This is a genomic window from Saccharopolyspora sp. MMCC62, from assembly GCF_057736575.1.
Window position 1 is genome coordinate 63,491 of record NZ_JBYKCM010000006.1, and the last position, 15,954, is coordinate 79,444.

At 73.1% G+C, this 15,954-nt stretch carries 15 protein-coding genes and 2 pseudogenes; 7 read left to right on the forward strand and 10 right to left on the reverse strand.

Translation table 11 applies throughout. From position 1 onward, the window contains the following. Window positions 1–154: 154 nt before the first annotated feature. The 3 genes from AC29IT_RS15830 to AC29IT_RS15840 all read right to left on the reverse strand — a co-directional run bounded on the left by AC29IT_RS15830 (window position 155) and on the right by AC29IT_RS15840 (window position 3,475). Window positions 155–676: a molybdopterin-binding protein gene (locus tag AC29IT_RS15830; protein WP_358434313.1), complete on the reverse strand. Its 522-nt coding sequence runs from the start codon at window positions 674–676 to the stop codon at window positions 155–157. 241 nt (window positions 677–917) lie between these two features. Beyond that, the gene (locus AC29IT_RS15835) at window positions 918–2,096 is read right to left on the reverse strand and encodes an L-talarate/galactarate dehydratase (RefSeq protein ID WP_488219188.1); all 1,179 of its coding nucleotides are present in this window, start codon (window positions 2,094–2,096) and stop codon (window positions 918–920) included. A gap of 56 nt (window positions 2,097–2,152) precedes the next feature. Further along, window positions 2,153–3,475: an MFS transporter gene (locus tag AC29IT_RS15840; RefSeq protein ID WP_488219189.1), complete on the reverse strand. Its 1,323-nt coding sequence runs from the start codon at window positions 3,473–3,475 to the stop codon at window positions 2,153–2,155. 429 nt (window positions 3,476–3,904) lie between these two features. On the opposite strand from AC29IT_RS15840, the gene AC29IT_RS15845 reads away from it, so the two are divergent. Continuing rightward, entirely contained in the window at window positions 3,905–4,714 is an 810-nt protein-coding gene (locus AC29IT_RS15845) for an IclR family transcriptional regulator (protein WP_358434322.1), read from the forward strand. On the opposite strand, the gene AC29IT_RS15850 is transcribed toward AC29IT_RS15845, so the two are convergent. From AC29IT_RS15850 to AC29IT_RS15865, 4 genes are all read right to left on the reverse strand, one after another. Beyond that, window positions 4,693–5,514, reverse strand: coding sequence for a fumarylacetoacetate hydrolase family protein (locus AC29IT_RS15850; protein WP_488219190.1), 822 nt, complete (start codon window positions 5,512–5,514; stop codon window positions 4,693–4,695). The genes AC29IT_RS15845 and AC29IT_RS15850 overlap by 22 nt on opposite strands. An 82-nt stretch (window positions 5,515–5,596) precedes the next feature. Next, on the reverse strand, window positions 5,597–7,132 hold the full coding sequence (locus AC29IT_RS15855) for an aldehyde dehydrogenase (NADP(+)) (protein ID WP_488219191.1): 1,536 nt from the start codon (window positions 7,130–7,132) through the stop codon (window positions 5,597–5,599). Continuing rightward, window positions 7,129–7,629, reverse strand: coding sequence for a nuclear transport factor 2 family protein (locus AC29IT_RS15860; RefSeq protein ID WP_358434330.1), 501 nt, complete (start codon window positions 7,627–7,629; stop codon window positions 7,129–7,131). The genes AC29IT_RS15855 and AC29IT_RS15860 overlap by 4 nt, the downstream gene beginning before the upstream one ends. After that, the gene (locus AC29IT_RS15865; protein ID WP_488219192.1) at window positions 7,626–8,381 is read right to left on the reverse strand and encodes an RraA family protein; all 756 of its coding nucleotides are present in this window, start codon (window positions 8,379–8,381) and stop codon (window positions 7,626–7,628) included. The genes AC29IT_RS15860 and AC29IT_RS15865 overlap by 4 nt, the downstream gene beginning before the upstream one ends. A 309-nt stretch (window positions 8,382–8,690) precedes the next feature. Here AC29IT_RS15865 and AC29IT_RS15870 point away from each other — a divergent pair, with 309 nt between their 5' ends. Both AC29IT_RS15870 and AC29IT_RS15875 read left to right on the forward strand, forming a co-directional pair. Continuing rightward, the gene (locus AC29IT_RS15870) at window positions 8,691–9,857 is read left to right on the forward strand and encodes a mandelate racemase/muconate lactonizing enzyme family protein (RefSeq protein WP_488219193.1); all 1,167 of its coding nucleotides are present in this window, start codon (window positions 8,691–8,693) and stop codon (window positions 9,855–9,857) included. A gap of 257 nt (window positions 9,858–10,114) precedes the next feature. Continuing rightward, window positions 10,115–10,771 carry an NAD(P)-dependent oxidoreductase gene (locus AC29IT_RS15875; RefSeq protein WP_488219194.1) on the forward strand — a complete coding sequence of 219 codons (657 nt, stop codon included), beginning with the start codon at window positions 10,115–10,117 and terminating at the stop codon, window positions 10,769–10,771. 3 nt (window positions 10,772–10,774) lie between these two features. Here AC29IT_RS15875 and AC29IT_RS15880 read toward each other — a convergent pair whose 3' ends face one another. Beyond that, window positions 10,775–12,061 carry an MFS transporter gene (locus tag AC29IT_RS15880; RefSeq protein ID WP_488219195.1) on the reverse strand — a complete coding sequence of 429 codons (1,287 nt, stop codon included), beginning with the start codon at window positions 12,059–12,061 and terminating at the stop codon, window positions 10,775–10,777. Window positions 12,062–12,649: 588 nt separating this feature from the next. Between AC29IT_RS15880 and AC29IT_RS15885 the strand changes: the two are divergent. Continuing rightward, window positions 12,650–12,718 (forward strand): annotated as a pseudogene (locus AC29IT_RS15885) (hypothetical protein); the annotation flags it as partial. Between the two features lie 20 nt (window positions 12,719–12,738). Here AC29IT_RS15885 and AC29IT_RS15890 read toward each other — a convergent pair. Beyond that, complete coding sequence (locus AC29IT_RS15890; RefSeq protein ID WP_488219196.1) at window positions 12,739–12,993, reverse strand: hypothetical protein; 255 nt, start codon at window positions 12,991–12,993, stop codon at window positions 12,739–12,741. A 20-nt stretch (window positions 12,994–13,013) separates the two neighbouring features. Between AC29IT_RS15890 and AC29IT_RS15895 the strand changes: the two genes are divergently transcribed. Then, a complete protein-coding gene (locus AC29IT_RS15895; protein WP_488219197.1) occupies window positions 13,014–13,484 on the forward strand; it encodes an MBL fold metallo-hydrolase in 471 nt (156 codons plus the stop codon). Between the two features lie 244 nt (window positions 13,485–13,728). Here AC29IT_RS15895 and AC29IT_RS15900 read toward each other — a convergent pair. Then, window positions 13,729–14,094 (reverse strand): annotated as a pseudogene (locus AC29IT_RS15900) (M15 family metallopeptidase domain-containing protein); the annotation flags it as partial. A gap of 85 nt (window positions 14,095–14,179) precedes the next feature. Here AC29IT_RS15900 and AC29IT_RS15905 point away from each other — a divergent pair. Together AC29IT_RS15905 and AC29IT_RS15910 are read left to right on the forward strand one after the other, a co-directional pair. Continuing rightward, window positions 14,180–14,857 carry a response regulator transcription factor gene (locus tag AC29IT_RS15905; RefSeq protein WP_488219198.1) on the forward strand — a complete coding sequence of 226 codons (678 nt, stop codon included), beginning with the start codon at window positions 14,180–14,182 and terminating at the stop codon, window positions 14,855–14,857. Window positions 14,858–14,867: 10 nt separating this feature from the next. After that, window positions 14,868–15,923 (forward strand): sensor histidine kinase, encoded by a 1,056-nt coding sequence (locus AC29IT_RS15910; protein ID WP_488219199.1) that lies wholly within the window; start codon window positions 14,868–14,870, stop codon window positions 15,921–15,923. Window positions 15,924–15,954: the final 31 nt, after the last annotated feature.

Sequence of the window (15,954 nt, forward strand, 5' to 3'; positions counted from 1 at the left end):
ATCGGCTGTTTCCGCGCTGCGGGATCGATGTCACCGGTGGCTCTGCCGCAAGAGCCTCCCCTGCGAGGCAGCGGCCGAGGGCCCGCGGCGGTGCCGGTTGCTCAGGTGGCCGGTCCGCTCGTCGGGGAGGCGGGCGGGAGCCGTTGCGCGCGCGTCAAGAACGCCGGTCCGCGGCGTGCGCGGGCACCAGGTCGTCGGCGGGGGCCATGTTCTGCAGGCGCACCCGGCAGACCTGGCGGACGTAGCGGCTGGCGCGGCCGTCGCTCGGCATCACCAGGGTCGGCCGGGCCAGGGTCCGCCCGTTGTAGCGGGTGGCCAGCAGCGCCGAACACGCCCCGAACTCCGGGTCGACCTCCGCCAGCGACAGCACCACCTGGAAGCCGTCCTCCGAGGTCGCGAGCACGACCACGTTGAGCAGCCCCATCTTGTGCCGCCCGTCCAGCCGCGGCGCCGCCTCCACGAGGACCTCGTGCAGCGGGACCCCGCGCACCAGGTGCACCTGGTCGCAGCGCCGGGTGCGGTAGTGGACCTGCCGCTGCACGGTCGCCCGCGCGTCCAGCTCGGCGGTGTCGAGCACCAGGTCGTCGCCCACGTCACCGGTGATCAGCAGCTGTCCCGGGGCCGGTGCGGCCCGCTGCTCCGGGATGCGCGGCCGAGCGTCCGCAGGCGGTTCCATGCGCTTCACGTTAGGACGAGCCCGGTCGCGGCCACATCGCCCGAACGGGCGAGCCCGAACTCCGCAGAACCGAGAGAGGCGCGCGACGCGCACCCGCATCCGCGGACCGTTCGATCCGAAACACCGGAATCTGCGGAACACCGGCACCCGGCACCCCGTCTCAGCACGACACCGCGAGGTGAATGGCCCATTCGCCCAAGGAGACAGGGCGAATGGGCCATTCACCTGTGTGCGGCAGGGGTCAGGCCGGGCGGTCCCCGGTGGTGCACTCCTCGACGGTCCAGGCCGCGGCCTGATCGGTGAGGGACAGGCCGAGGCCCGGCCGGTCCGGCACGATCATCCGGCCGTCGCGGAGTTCGAGCCGTTCGTGGAACAACGGCTCCAGCCACTCGAAGTGCTCCACCCACGTGCCACCCGGGTAGGCCGCGGCCAGGTGCAGGTGGATCTCCATCGCGAAGTGCGGCGCCATCTGCAGCCCGTTGTGGTCGGCGAGCGCGGCGATGCGCAGGAACGGCGTGATGCCCCCGACCCGCGGCGCGTCCGGCTGCACGAAGTCGGATGCGCCCTTCTCGATGAGGTTCCAGTGCTCGGCGACGCTGGTCAGCATCTCCCCGGTGGCGATCGGGGTGTCCAGCGACGCGGCGAGCGCGGCGTGCCCGGTCGCGTCGTAGGCGTCCAGCGGTTCCTCGATCCACACCAGGTCGAACTCCTCCAGCACCCGGCCGACGCGCGCCGCGGTGGTGCGGTCCCACTGCTGGTTCGCGTCGACCATCAGCGGGAAGTCGGCGCCGAGCCGCTCGCGCACGGCCGAGACCCGGGCGATGTCCACCCGGGTGTCCGGCTGCCCCACCTTGATCTTGATGCCGCCGATGCCGCGCGCCGCCGATGCCGTCGCGTTCTCCAGCACCTGGTCGATCGGCATCGGCAGGTAGCCACCGGAGGTGTTGTAGCAGGGCACCGAATCCCGGTGCGCGCCGAGCAGCTTCGCCAGCGGCAGCCCGGCGCGGCGCGCCTTCAGGTCCCACAGGGCCACGTCCAGCGCGGCGATGGCCTGGGTGGCGAGCCCGCTGCGGCCCACCGACGCCCCGGCCCAGACGAGCTTGTTCCACAGCCGGCCGGTATCGCTGGGATCTTCGCCGACGAGTTCCGGGGCGATCTCGCGGGCGTGCGCGAACAGGCCGGGGCCGCCCGCGCGCTTGGAATAGCTGAACCCGATGCCCTCGTGCCCGCCCTCGGTGCGGATCTCGGCGAACAGGAACGCGATCTCAGTGAGCGGTTTCTGCCGTCCGGTGAGGACTTTCGCGTCGCTGATCGGCGCGTGCAGCGGCAGCGAGATCAGCCGCAGCCGGACCTGCTCGATCCGGTCGGTGGTGGCTTCGCCGGGCGCGGTGGCGAAGGGCTTGGGCGCGGTGCTGGTCATGTGCTTCCTTTCGACGGGACGGGCGGCGGGCCGAGGTGCGCCCGCCCGGGTGGCGGTCAGTGCGCCGCCGGGGTCGTGTCGGGTGCGGGCTCGGCAGATCGCTCGCCCTCGCGCAGCAGCAGGCAGCCGCCCGCGGCGAGCAGCGACAGCAGGGCGAGCCCGATCAGGCCCCACCGGGTGCTGCCGGTGAGCTGCTGGACGATGCCGAAGCCGAACGGGGCGAGGAAACCGCCGAGGTTGGCGAGCGCGTTGATCAGCGCGATGCCCAGCCCCACCGTCACCGGGTGCAGGGTCCGCTGCACGATCGGCCAGAACAGCGGGCTGATGCTCTTGAAACCCATCGCCGCGACGCACAACATCACCAGCGCGAGCACCGGCGGGGCCAGCGCCGCCGCGAACGAACCCGCGGTGGCCGCGAGCAGGCATCCGATCAGCAGCACCCGGCGGCGGCCGGTGCGGTCGCCGACCCGGGCCAGGGCGAACATGGCGACGATGGCGCACACCCACGGCAGCGAGGACAGCAGTCCGACGGTGACGTCGTCGGTGCCGTCGATGCCGCGCACGATGGACGGCAGCCAGAACGTGTTGGCGTAGATGGACATCTGCACGGCGAAGTAGATGAAGGTGCACAGCAGCACGGCCGGATCGCGCAGCACGGACCACCAGCCGCGGCGGCCGTCGTCGTGCCGGGCGGCGACCGCCGCGGCCTCCGACTCGATCGTCGTGGTCAGCGCGGTCTTCTCGTCCTCGGTCAGCCAGCGGGCGTCGGCGATGCGCGAGTCCAGCCGGAACCAGGCGAACACCCCGATCGCCACCGACAGCAGTCCTTCGACGAGGAACATCCACTGCCAGCCGCGCAGCCCGAGCACCCCGGACAGCGACAGCAGCGGCCCGGACATCGGCCCGGCGAGGGAGAACGCGAGCAGCGCGCCGACGGCGTAGCGGGCGTTCGCCCGGCCGCGGTGCGAGTTCGGCAGCCACTGGGTGAGGTAGTACAGCACCGCGGGCACGAAACCGGCTTCGGCGACGCCGAGCAGGAACCGCAGCGCGTAGAAGCTGAGCGGGCCCTGCGCGAACAGCATCGCCGCGGACACGAGTCCCCAGCTCACGCAGATCCGGGACAGCCACAGCCGGGCGCCGAAGCGGTCCATCAGCGCGTTGCTGGGCAGCTCGAACGCGGTGTAGGCCAGGAAGAACAGCCCGGCGCCGAACCCGTAGGCGGCGGCGCCGATCCCGAGGTCGGCTGCCAAATGTTCTTGCGCGTAGCCGATGTTGGAGCGGTTGAGCTGGTTGCACAGCATCATCACGGCGAAGATCGGCACGATCCGCCGGAAGATCTTCGCGACCGCGCTGTCGAGCGGCGCTGGAGTCGGTGGCATGGGCGCTTCTTCCGTCGTCGTTGACAGGAGTCGGGCGAGCCTGGCGGGCCGCGGGTGCGGTCCGGGGGGCGTGGCGGTCCCGGTGCAGGCGGGGGAGCGGCACGATCGAAGTCTTGTTCAGTGAGAGCAAATCCCGTTCATTGGGCTACGGTGAGCGTAGGGTCGTCGAGCGGAGGAGCACAAGAGCCCGTGCTGCGGCGGATTTCCGGCTCGCTGCTGGTGGGAAGATCGGGCGAGGTCATCGGCACTGGTCCTGATGAATGGGATTCCGCTCGGGCGTTGCACCGGTATCGACCCGCGAGCAGCGCGAACGGCTCGAACGGCTCGGTCGGGACCCGATCCGGCTGAGTCGGGCCGCGTGGGTCGCGGACCACCACACACCGGTGCGGTAGTCTCATTCATTGGGAAACACGCGTGACTGGAGGCGACATGAGTGAGACCGCGGGCGGCACGTCCGGCTCCGGCGGACGTTCCCGGGAACCCGGCCCCGGTGCGCTGGACCGCGGGCTGGCGATCCTGGACCACCTCGCGCAGGCCCGGAACAGCAGCACGGCCGAGCTCGCCGAAGCCCTCGGCCTCACCCGCAGCACCGCGTACCGCCTGGTGGACCGGCTGCGGACCCTCGGCTGGCTCAGCCAGGTCCCGGCCACCGGGCACTGGCGGCTCGGCCCGGCCGCGGTGCGGCTGGCCAACGCCGCCGTCGATTCCACCAGCCTGCTCGACGCGGCAGGACCGACGCTGCGCAAGCTCGTCGAGACCACCCAGGAGACGGTGAGCCTCGCGGTGCCCAACGGGCTGGCGATGGTGTTCATCCACCGGGAACGCGGCCCGCGCCCGGCGGCGATGACCGGCGAACTCGGCGCGGCCCGGCCGATGCACAACACATCGCTCGGCCGCGCGCACCTGGCCGCGCTGCCCGCCGCGAAGCTGGAGGAGGTGCTCGTCGAACTGGTCCGCTCGCCCGATTCGCCGATCACCTCCGCCACCGTCTCGGCGTTGCACACCGAGGTGACCCGCACCCAGGAGCGGGGCTGGGCCGAGGACCGCCGCGAATTCGACCCGTCCAGCTGCTGCTGCGGGGCGGCGGTCTACGACCACACCGGGCTGCCGGTGGCGGGCATCAGCGTCGCGGGTGCCGCCGAGCGGATCGAACCGCTGCTGGCCGAGTACGGCCCGCTGGTGGCCGGGAGCTGCGCCGAGCTGTCCGCCGACCTTGGTTACGTCGCCCCCGCGAGCTGAGGCGCCACGACCGGATTGGTGAGCAGGCCGACTCCCTCCACTTCGGACACCAGCCGGTCGCCGGGGCGCAACGCCCGCGGCGGGGTGCGGAAATCCCCGCAGCCGGACGGGGTGCCGGTGAGCACCACGTCGCCTGGGTGCAGCGTGCAGAACGAGCTCAGGTGGGAGATCAGCGCCGCCACGTCGAAGATCATGTCGGCGGTGCTGCCGTCCTGCACCGGTTCGCCGTTGAGCCAGGTCCGGACCCGCAGCGCCTGCGGGTCCGGGATCTCGTCGGCGGTGACGACGTCCGGGCCCAGCGGGCAGAAGGTGTCCATGCCCTTGCCGCGCACCCACTGGCCGTCGGCGGCCTGCAGGTCGCGGGCCGAGATGTCGTTGGCGACGGTGTAGCCGAACACGGACTCCAGCGCGCGGTCGGCCGGGACGTTCCGGGTGCGCCGGCCGATGAGCACGGCGAGCTCGGTCTCCCAGTCCGCGCGCGTGGTCACGGCGGTGTCCACGACGACCGGTTCGCCGTCGCCGATGGCGCTGGAGGACAACTTCGGGAACACGTACGGGGTTTCCGGCGTCTTCCAGCCCATCTCGGCGACGGTGTCCCGGTAGTTCAACCCGATGCCGAAGATCGTCGGTGGCCGCAGCGGCAGCACCGCGGGGTGCTCGGCCACCGGCTCGCCGAGCTCCGGTGGGGTACCGGCGATCACCTCGGCCATCGTCGGCCGGGCGCGGCGCCACGGCCCGTCCGGTTCGGTCCGGCAGAGCAGGGTTTCGGCGCCGTCGAGCAGCGCGGTGCGCAGCCGCACGGGATTCCTCCTCGGTCGTGTCGGGGGAGAACCGGACGGCGGGCCGCCGCCGGAGCGCGCGGCCCGCCGTCCGGGTGGGGAGTCACGCGGGCAGGACGAGCCGTCCGTCCACCCGGCGCGGGATCGACGCGTGCCGCTCGCGCAGCTCCGCGGGCAGCACCGCCTCCGGGGCGTCCTGCCAGGTCACCGGGCGCAGCCAGCGGCGGATCGCGGTGGCGCCCACCGAGGTGTGCAGCGTGTTCGTCGACGGCCACGGGCCGCCGTGGTGCTGCGCCCAGGACACCAGCACGCCGGTGGGGAAACCGTTGTAGAGCAGCCGGCCGGACTTCTCCTTGAGCAGCGCGGACAGCGCCGCGGTCCGCTCCACCTCGTCCGGTTCGGCGTGCACCGCACCGGTCAGCGAGGCGGGCAGCGCGGTGATCGCGGTGTCCAGCTCCGCGGCGTCGTAGCGGGCGAGCACCGCGGCCGGGCCGAAGCACTCGTCGAGCTCGTCCGCGGACAACTTCGCCGCGTCCACCTCCAGCAGCCGGGGGGCCACCGCGAACCCGGCGCCGGGGGCGGCGCCTTCGGCGATGACCTCGGCGCGGGACGCCAGAGCCGCGCTCGTCTCCCGGTAGGACTCGCTGATCCGCCGGTTCAGCAGCGTCGCGGCGGGCGCCGCCGAGATCAGCCGCGCCGCCTCGGCGACCAGCGCGTCCCCGGACGCGCCGCGCGGCACGAACACCAGTCCGGGCTTGGTGCACAGCTGCCCGCCGGAACCGAGCACCGACCCGACGAGCCCTTCGGCGATCGACGCGCCGCGCGCCTTCGCCGCGCCCTCGGTGACGACGATCGGGTTGAGCCCGGCCATCTCCCCGTAGAACGGGATCGGCTCCGGCCTGCGGTTGATGATGTCCAGCAGGGCGGCGCCGCCACCGGCGGAACCGGTGAACCCGACGCCCTTGATCGCCGGGTGCGCGATGAGCTCGGCGCCCGCGGCGGTGCCGAACACGACGCCCAGCAGGCCTTCCGGTGCGCCGACCCGCTCGGCGGCGGTCGTCATCGCGTGGAACGTCAGCTGCGCCAGCGCCGGGTGCGAGCTGTGCGCCTTGATCACCACCGGGCAGCCAGCGGCCAGCGCGGACACGGTGTCGCCGCCGGGTGCGGAGAACGCGAGCGGGAAATTGCTCGCGCCGAACACCGCGACCGGCCCGATCGGCACCAGCATCCGGCGCAGGTCCGGCCCCGGGCCCATCGGGGTGTCCCCGGCGTGGTCGATGGTGGCCTCCAGGTAGCCGCCGTCGTCGAGGACGTCGGCGAACAGCCGGGCCTGGAAGCAGGTGCGGGTGAGCTCGCCGTTCAACCGGGCCTCGGGCAGCGCGGTCTCGCGGCGGCCGAGGGCCACGATCTCGGCGCGGTGCGCTTCGAGCTCGTCGGCGACGGCGCGCAGCAACCGCGCGCGGAACGCGCGGCCGAGCTCCTCGAACGGCGCGGCGGCCGCGGCGGCGGCCTCGGCCAGCACGGCGACCTGCTCGGTGGTGGTCGCGGTGGTGACGGTCTCGACGACCTCCCCGGTCGCGGGGTCGACGCTGGTGATCTCGTCCACTGTGGAATGTCCTCGGTTCGCTGGGTCGCTCACGCGTCGTACTCGGCTTCGGGGTGCGGGCGCGGGACCGCCGGGGTGAACCGGTAGCCGAGGCCCTCGTAGTCGTAGCCCTCCAGCGCGACCTCGTCCCTGCCGTCCGCGGCCGACGCGTAGAAGGCGCGGATCTCGGTGATCAGGCCGGTCTCCGGATCGAACCGGTACCACTCGTCGCCGCGCAGGTAGGTGCCGTACCGGGTGCGCCAGTGCGTCCACTCGATGACCGCTTGCAGGCTCTGCGGCTCGGCGATGACCCGCTCGATGTACCAGGCGGAACCCGCGGTGAGGGTGAGCCTGCGCCAGTTCTCGCCGATGGTGCGGGCGCCGATCCACGGCCCCTTGATCCCGGGCGGGAAGTAGTGCACCGCGTCCGGGGTGAACTGGGCGGCCATCTTGTCCACGTCGGCCTCGTTGCAGCCGTCGAAGTAGACGCGGATGCGTTCCTCCATGCGGCTGCGCTGGGTCGTCGGATCGAGGTCGGCGAATCGGGTCATCGGTGCGCTCCGTTCGTGCTCGTGGTGTCCTGCGCTGCTTTCCAGGCCCGGTACTCGGCCCGCGTCCGCTCGTCCGGCGGGTAGGTGCCCCACAGCGGAGCTCCGGCGCGCACCTTCGCGTGCAGCCACTGCTCCAGCTCCTCCTGCTCGGCGGCGGGTTCCGCGATCTGCTCGGCCAGCGAGCGGGGGACCACCACCACGCCGTCCAGGTCGCCGACGATCACGTCGCCCGGGTAGACGGCGACCCCGGCGCAGCCGATGGGCGTGTTCAGGTCGGCCACGTGGAACGCGGCGGGCCGGGTGGTCGCGGTGATCGCGCGGGAGTACACCGGGAAGCCGAGCTCGGCGATCGCGGTGCCGTCGCGGAACGCCCCGTCGGTGAGGAACCCGGCGGCGCCGCGCCGCATCGCCCTGGTGATGAGCATGTCGCCCGCGGAGGCGGCGGCCGTGTCGCCGCGGCTGTCCACCACGATCACCTGGCCGGGCCCGACGGTCTCGACGGCCTCCCACTGCAGGACGTTGCCGGTGCGGTACGGGTCGCCGATCGGGTCGACGTCCTCGCGGGACGGGATGAACCGCATGGTGAACGCCTCGCCGGCGAACGGTTCGAAGCCGGTGCCGACCGCGGTGAGGCCGACCAGGAACGGCTGGCGGATGCCGTGCTTGTAGAGCTGGGTGGCGAGGGTGGCGGTGCTGGCCCGCTTCAGCAGGTCGAGCACGCCGGGCGCCAGGCTGGTCTGCTGCTCGGTCACGAGGAACCTCTTCCTGGGTCGGTCGCCGAGGCGGGCGGGCCCGTCGGGCATGTCCAGCACGCTAACATCGCGTCCTGATTAATGGAACATCATCGCGTTGAGCGCGACGTTCGTGGGCGACGCCACGTTCATCGTCCGACGCCTGCGAATTCGGGATTTCGCCACGCTTGCGGGTGGTCCGATGCCGGTTTAGGGTTCCGCTGCAGGTGGGATCAGGCCGCTCGTTGAATCCCAATGAACGGGAAACGATGTCGCGAGAGATGGCTCCGCGCCGCCGATACCGCCCGCCCCGACCGAAGGAGACCCGCCATGCCCTCCCGTCCCGTCGTCGCCGAGGTCGAGACGTTCCCCCTCGAAGCCGAGCTCCCCGGCGGCGGCTACGGCGCGTCCCGGAACGCGGTCGGCGCGCGGGTCGGCACCCTCGTCAAGATCACCACCTCGGACGGCGCCACCGGCTGGGGCGAGTCCTTCGGGCCGCCGCGGCTGACCGCGCCGTTCCTCGCCGAGCAGGCGCGGGAGCTCACCGGCCTGCCCGCCGACGTCCGCGAAGAGCTGGTGCTGCGGCGGCTGTGCACCGGCTACCACTTCACCTGCGGCGGACTGCACGTCGCCGCGAGCAGCGGGCTCGACGTGGCGCTGTGGGACGCGCAGGCGCGCCGGTTCGGCGTGCCGGTCGGCGAACTGCTCGGCGGCAGGTTGCGGGACCGGGTCGACGCCTACGCCTCCGGCGGCTACGTCACCCCGTCCCGCGACCTCGGCGAGTTCCGGGAGCGCATCGCCGAGCACGTCGCGGAGGGCTTCACCGCCGCGAAGATCAAGATCGGGATCTCGCCCGCGGAGGACCGGGCGCGCACCGCCGCCACCCGCGAACTCCTCGGCGACGACGGCCTGCTGCTCGTCGACTACAACGCCAACAACACGACCGCGACGCTGCGCCGCTCCTTCGACCGCATCCGCGACCTCGACCCGCACTGGGTGGAGGAACCGCTGCCACCGGAGGACGCCGTCGGCTGGCGGGCGCTCGACCTCGGCGTTCCCGTGTCCGGCGGTGAAGCCCTCTACACCCGCTACGGCTTCCGCGACCCGATCGCGGAGCAGCGGTTCGACGTCGTGCAGCCGGACCTCGCGAAGTGCGGCGGCTTCACCGAAGCGCAGGTGATCCGCCAGCTCGCCACCACCTGGAACCTGCAGCTGTCCCCGCACTGCTGGGGATCCGGCGTGGCGCAGGCCGCGACCCTGCAACTGCTGTCGGCGGTGCCCACCGCCCCGTTCGGCGAGCACGGCGGCGCACCGCTGCTGTTCGAGTTCGACCGCGGCCCGAACCCGCTGCGCGAAGGCGTGCTGGCCACCCCGATCCGCGCCGAAGGCGGCACGGTCGCCATCCCGGACGGACCGGGACTCGGCGTCACCGTCGACGAGGACTGGCTGCGGGCCCACCGGCTCGACGAGGTCGCGGTGCTGGCCCGCGCTTCTTGACCTGTTCGCGGTGCGGAACCTCAGCGGTCTGCTCGCTGGGACCGTGGGCACCGATCGCTCCGCCGCAGGTGAAAGCGCTGTCCGCACGGGGGAGAGCCGCAGCGGTGCCGGGTGATCGGCGGGTTCGGCGGCTTCAGCGCAGGCAGGAGCAGGACGAGACCGGACCGGCCCGCTTCGCGGAAGCGGCCTGGTCGGGGTGCGCGCTGGGGCATGATGGCTCGGAGAGAGCGGTGCCCACCACCAGTTCGGAGCGAGCCATGCAGATCGTCGTCCTCGGCGCGACCGGGCGGACCGGCGGCGCCGCCGTCGAGCACGCCCTCGACCGCGGGCACCAGGTGACCGCGTACGCCCGCAACCCCGACGCGATCACCCCGCGACCCGGGCTCACAGTCGCCGGGGGAGCGGTCGACGACGTGCCGGCGATGACGGCGGCCTTCGCCGGGCACGACGCCGTCGTCTCCTCCCTCGGCGCCCGCGTCGGAGCCGGATACCTGCGGCACGGCACCGATTTCCAGCGGCGCAGCCTGCCGCGGATCCTCGACGCGATCGAGGCCGCCGCGGTGCCGCGGTTCGTGCTGCTGTCCTCGCTCGGCATCGGCGACACCGCCCGGAAGCAGTCCTTCGTGCCGCGCCTGTTCGCCCGCACCATCGCGAAGCGGCTGTTCGACGACAAGCTCGCCGCCGAGCGGGACCTGCCGCGGTGCGCGGCGGACTGGACCGCCGTCTACCCGGTGACGTTGCGGACCGGCCCGGCCGACGAGGACCGCGAACTCGCCCCGCTCGACGAGGTGACCGCGGTCCCCGGCATGCCGGTGCTGACCTTCGCCACCGTCGCGGCCGCCCTGGTCGACCTCGTGCCGGAGCGGGACGGCCCGCGGCGGCTCGTCCTCACCAGGCGCGGCGCCTGGCGCTGACCGCTACTTCTCGGCGCGTTCCACGCCGGTGTCCTCCGCACCGGCGGTCCGGCCGGGTTCCGCCGCGTCGCGGCGGCCGCTGGTCTCGGGGGCGGCGAACCAGGCGGCGAGCGCCAGCACCGCGGTCAGCCCGGTCACCGCGAACGCGGCCTGGTAGGAGATGAGGTCGGCGAGCACCCCGGTGACCAGCGGCCCGAGGATCGCCCCGACGTCCGCGGTCATCTGGAACGCGGCCAGCACCGGGCCGCCCTTGCCCTTCGCCCCGACGAGGTCGGCGACGGCCGCGTTCTGCGCCGGGTTCAACAACCCCGCACCGACCCCGGCGACCAGCGACACCGCCAGGAACACCGGCACCGAACCGGTGGAACCCAGCGCCGCGGTCCCGAGACCGGACACGGCGAGGCCGATCAGCACCAGCGGTTTCCGCCCGTGCCGGTCGGACAACCGCCCGGACACCATGATCACGGCGGCGTTGCCGACGGCGAACACCGACAGCGCCACCCCGCCCATCGCCTGCGTGGACCGCAGCGCCTCCACCACGAACAGCGGGATCAGCGCGATCCGCACCCCGTACACCGCCCAGCCCATGCTGAAGTTCGACAGCATCGCCGCCCGGTAGGTGCGCGAGCGCAGCGCCTCGCGGACCGTCATCGCCGGGGTGTCGTCCTTCACCGGCGCCGCCAGCGTCGACTTCCGCAGCAGCAGCCAGCCGACGAACGCGGCGAGGAACAGCGCCGCCCCGTAGGTCAGGAACGGCATCCGCAGCGAGAACCCCACCATGACGCTGCCGATGATCGGCCCGGAGATGTTGCCCAGCAGGAAGCTCGTCGCCCACAACCCGGACGCGCGCCCCCGCTGCAGCGGCGGCGCGAGCCGCACCAGCAGCGCCACCACCGACACCGTGAACATGGTGGAGCCGATGCCACCGAGCGCGCGGAACACCAGCAGCTGCCAGTAGGAATCGGCGAACGCGCAGGCCGCGCTGCTGACGCCGACGATGCTGATGCCCCACACGTAGATCGGCCGCTCGCCGAACCAGGCCACCAGCCGCCCGCTGACCGGCGCGAAGGCCAGCCGCATGAACGCGAACGCGCTCACGATGAACGACGCCGCCGTCACGCCCACGTCGAACGAGGTCGCGAAGGCGGGCAGCGCGGGGGACACGATGCCCATGCCGATCGCGACGATGAAGCTGCCGCCGACCAGGATCCAGATCTCGCGGGGCAACCGCGCCTCGGTGCCGGGCCCGGCACCGCCCGACGGCTGGTTCGACGACTCACCTGACACCACTGCCTCGCTTCCGCTGGATGATCCGGGGCTCCCGGCCAAGAGAGCTCAACCGCCGCGGAGCCCAGCGCATTCCCAGCAGGTGGCGGCCCCTTGACATCGCGCGGCGACGCGGTTCCGGGCGCGCGCTGTGATCGACTTCATGCGCCGCCGGGGGGCTCGCACCGAGATAGGTTCGCGGCCGGAGATGCCGTCCGTCGCCACGCCTTCCGTCGCGTCCCGTGCAGTCCCTGTACGCAGTGACCGCAGACGGAGCAGGCGCAGCGCGTCCTGGATGCGGCACCCGGTGAGAGCGGAATCCCGTTGCCCCGTCGCCGTTTCCCGCGGTGCGTCCGCCACCTCTGCTCCGGTCGGCTCCGTTCCGGCCGGGTCGGCTTCCGCCGGTTCCGCCCCGGACCGCCTCGGCACGGACCGCCCCCTGGTGCTCGGTCCCGAGCGGTGCGGCCCCGCCGCACCGGTCCCGCGCCCCCACTGCGAAACGAGAGGCGACCCGTGCCCGAAAGCGCATTCCACCAGAGGTTCCCGGCCGACGACTGGTCGGTCGACGACCGCTGCATCAACTGCAACCTGGCCCGCCAGCACGCCCCCGGGATGATCGGCTTCGACCGCGATCACGGCCCCTACGGCGGGAAGTCGGTGATCCTGCGCCAGCCCGAGACCGACGAGGAGGTCCGCAACCTCTACCGAGCCGCGCACGCCTGCCCGACCCGGTCGGTGCACCCGCCCGGTGACGAGTGGGCGGTGGACGGCGACCCGTACCCGCAGCCGCTGGACGAGGACGGGACCGTGCTGCTGTGCGGGCACACCTCGCTGCGGACGTTCGGCGCGATGTCGTACCTGTGCCGTCGCCCGGACGGCACCGCGATGATGATCGACACCCCGAAGTTCCGGCCGGTGCTGGCGAACCGCTTCCAGCAGGCCGTCGGGACGATCACCGACGTGCTGCTGAACCCACGTGGACCACGTCGCGCACGGGCGGCAGTGGGCGGACGCGCTCGACGCCCGGCTGTGGATCCACGAAGGCGACCTGGCGTCGCGGCCGGACGCCGACCGGGTGATCCGCGGCTCGGACCCGGTGGAGATCGGGCCGGGCGTGATCGCGCACCCGTTCCCCGGCCACAGCCCGGGGACGACGCTGTTCATCGCGGACGAGCGGTGCTGCTTCGCCGGGGACGCGCTGTTCCGGTCGGAGTCCTACCGGCGGCTCGACCTCGCCGACACGGTCGTCTACGACTCGGTGCGGACGTGGGCGAGGTCGGTGGCGAAGGGCGCCGAGGAGCTGACCTTCGAGTGGGTGCTGCCCGGGCACGGCCCGTACCACCGGCTGCCCGCGGCGGAGATGCGCGCGCGGCTGCGGGCGCTCGCGCGGCGCGCGGTGCACTTCGAGGAGCCGGAACGCGACGACTACGGCGCGGTCCGCTACTAGCCGGGTGGACGGCCCGCCCCGGTGCGGCGGGCCGCCACGGCCGGGTGCGCGGGTCCTCGGTGGGGTCGGCGTAGGGCTGCGGGCAGCCTTCCTCGGTGGCCAGCGGGCGGAGTTCGAAGTGCCACGGCTCGTTCGCGTAGATCTGGCAGAGCCCGTGCTCGTCGCCGTGCCGGATCAGCCAGTCGGCCGCGTCGTACGGCCCGATGTCCACCGCGTCGCCCGACACGTGCGCGGAGGACTCGGCGGTGGCGACCCAGCGGGCCGCCTCCTGCCGGGAACCGTGGGCGGTGATGGCCTCGCTCAGCAGCCGGTCCTGGTAGGCGGGAGACCGCCAGCCGCTGGTGACGTGGAACGGCAGCCCGTCGGCGGCGGCTTCGGCCGCGGCGTCGCGCAGCGCGTCCCGCAGGTCCTCGTCGAGCTTCGCGATCGCGGGCTCGGTGTCGTCGAACACCGACACCTCCCGGTCGTCGGCGATCGCACCGTCCGTGGCGGTGTAGTCGCCGCGCAGCGCGGGGGAGGCGGCGACGGCCGCCGCGGTGCCGAGGACGCCGAGCAGCGCGACGGCGGAGACGGCGGTGATCCGGTTCCGGAACTGCGGTGTCGTGGTCATGGCTCCAGCGAAGACCTCGCGCTGTTGCCGCCGCGTATCCGTTTTCGCATACGCCCGCGATATGCCGGCCGAATAGGATCACCGCATGCGAGTGCTGATCGTCGAGGACGAGCGCTACCTGGCCGAGGCGATCCGGGACGGCCTGCGCTTGGAAGCGATCGCCGCCGACGTCGCAGGGGACGGCGACACCGCGCTGGAGCTGCTGCAGGTCAACTCCTACGACCTGGCGGTGCTCGACCGGGACGTCCCCGGCCCGTCCGGGGACGACGTGGCGCGGTGGATCGTCGACTCCGGCAGCGGGGTGCCGATCCTGATGCTCACGGCCGCGGATCGGTTGCACGACAAGGAATCCGGCTTCGAGCTCGGCGCCGACGACTACCTGACGAAACCGTTCGCGCTGCGCGAGCTGGTGCTGCGGCTGCGCGCGCTGGACCGCAGGCGGGTGCGGGCCCGGCCACCGGTGCGGGAGATCGCTGGGCTGCGGCTGGACCCGTTCCGGCGCGAGGTGTTCCGCGACGGCAGGCACGTCGCGCTCACCCGCAAGCAGTTCGCGGTGCTGGAGGTCCTCGTCGCGGCGGAGGGCGGCGTGGTCAGCGCGGAGGAACTGCTGGAGCAGGCGTGGGACGAGAACGCCGATCCGTTCACCAACGCGGTCCGCATCACCGTTTCCGCGCTGCGCAAACGGCTCGGCGAACCGTGGCTGATCGCGACCGTCCCCGGGGTGGGCTACCGGATCGAGGCCGTGGCGGACGACCGTGGCTAGGCGCCCCGGGATGAGCGCCCGGCTCAAGTTGGCCCTGAGCTACGCCGGGTTCCTCGTGGTCGCGAACGCCCTGCTGCTCGCCGTGGTGTGGGCGTTCCTGCTGCGCTACGTGCCGGAGCAGGTGAACACGCCCGGGGGTTTCGTGCCCGGGCGGCAGGACCTGGTGCGCGCGTTCGCGCCGAAGGCGGCGCTGGTGCTGGCCGCCGTGCTGGTGCTCGGGCTGGTCGGCGGCTGGTTCCTCGCCGGGCGGATGCTCGCGCCGCTGCACCGGATCGGCGCGGCCGCCCGGCTCGCCGCGGACGGGTCGCTGGCGCACCGCATCGAACTGCCGGGCCCGCGGGACGAGTTCCGGGACCTCGCCGACGTCTTCGACACCATGCTGGCGCAGCTCGAAGCGCACACCGCGGAGCAGCGGCGGTTCGCCGCGAACGCCTCGCACGAGCTGCGCACCCCGCTGGCGATCTCGCGGACGCTGCTCGAAGTGGCGCGCCACGACCCGGAACCCGATGTGGACGCCCTCGTCACCCGGCTGCAGCAGGTCAACGGGCGCGCGGTGGAGCTGACCGAGGCGCTGCTGCTGCTCGGCCGCGCCGACCGGGGGTCGTTCACCCGCGAACCCGTCGACCTGTCGCTGCTGGTGGACGAGGCGGTCGAAACCCTGCTACCGCTGGCCGAACGGCGCGGCGTCGAACTCGACGCGGGCGGAGACGCGGCGTGGGCGTCCGGTTCGGCGGCGCTGCTGCTGCGGATGGTGACGAACCTGGTGCAGAACGCGATCGTGCACAACCTGCCCGCGGGCGGGGTGGTGCGGGTGCGCACCGAAGCACGGCCGGAATCCGCGGTGCTGCTCGTCGAGAACACCGGGCCGGTGCTCGCGCCGGAGGTGGTGGCGACGGTGACCGAGCCGTTCCAGCGCGGTGCGGAACGGGTGCGCGACGACGAGCACGCGGGCGTCGGGCTCGGCTTGGCGATCGTGCGCAGCGTCGTGCACGCGCACGGCGGCACCCTCGACCTGGAACCCCGCCCGGACGGAGGTCTCCGCGTCATCGCTGAACTTCCCGGGTGATCGCGGCCCGAGCCCGCCACTCTTCAGCGGC

What these genes read in the sequence shown, in the direction of transcription:
- AC29IT_RS15830 (WP_358434313.1), bottom strand. Translation starts at nt 676, where the DNA reads ATGGAACCGCCTGCGGACGCTCGGCCGCGCATCCCGGAGCAGCGGGCC.
- AC29IT_RS15835 (WP_488219188.1), bottom strand. Translation starts at nt 2,096, where the DNA reads ATGACCAGCACCGCGCCCAAGCCCTTCGCCACCGCGCCCGGCGAAGCC.
- AC29IT_RS15840 (WP_488219189.1), bottom strand. Translation starts at nt 3,475, where the DNA reads ATGCCACCGACTCCAGCGCCGCTCGACAGCGCGGTCGCGAAGATCTTC.
- AC29IT_RS15845 (WP_358434322.1), top strand. Translation starts at nt 3,905, where the DNA reads ATGAGTGAGACCGCGGGCGGCACGTCCGGCTCCGGCGGACGTTCCCGG.
- AC29IT_RS15860 (WP_358434330.1), bottom strand. Translation starts at nt 7,629, where the DNA reads ATGACCCGATTCGCCGACCTCGATCCGACGACCCAGCGCAGCCGCATG.
- AC29IT_RS15870 (WP_488219193.1), top strand. Translation starts at nt 8,691, where the DNA reads ATGCCCTCCCGTCCCGTCGTCGCCGAGGTCGAGACGTTCCCCCTCGAA.
- AC29IT_RS15875 (WP_488219194.1), top strand. Translation starts at nt 10,115, where the DNA reads ATGCAGATCGTCGTCCTCGGCGCGACCGGGCGGACCGGCGGCGCCGCC.
- AC29IT_RS15905 (WP_488219198.1), top strand. Translation starts at nt 14,180, where the DNA reads ATGCGAGTGCTGATCGTCGAGGACGAGCGCTACCTGGCCGAGGCGATC.
- AC29IT_RS15910 (WP_488219199.1), top strand. Translation starts at nt 14,868, where the DNA reads ATGAGCGCCCGGCTCAAGTTGGCCCTGAGCTACGCCGGGTTCCTCGTG.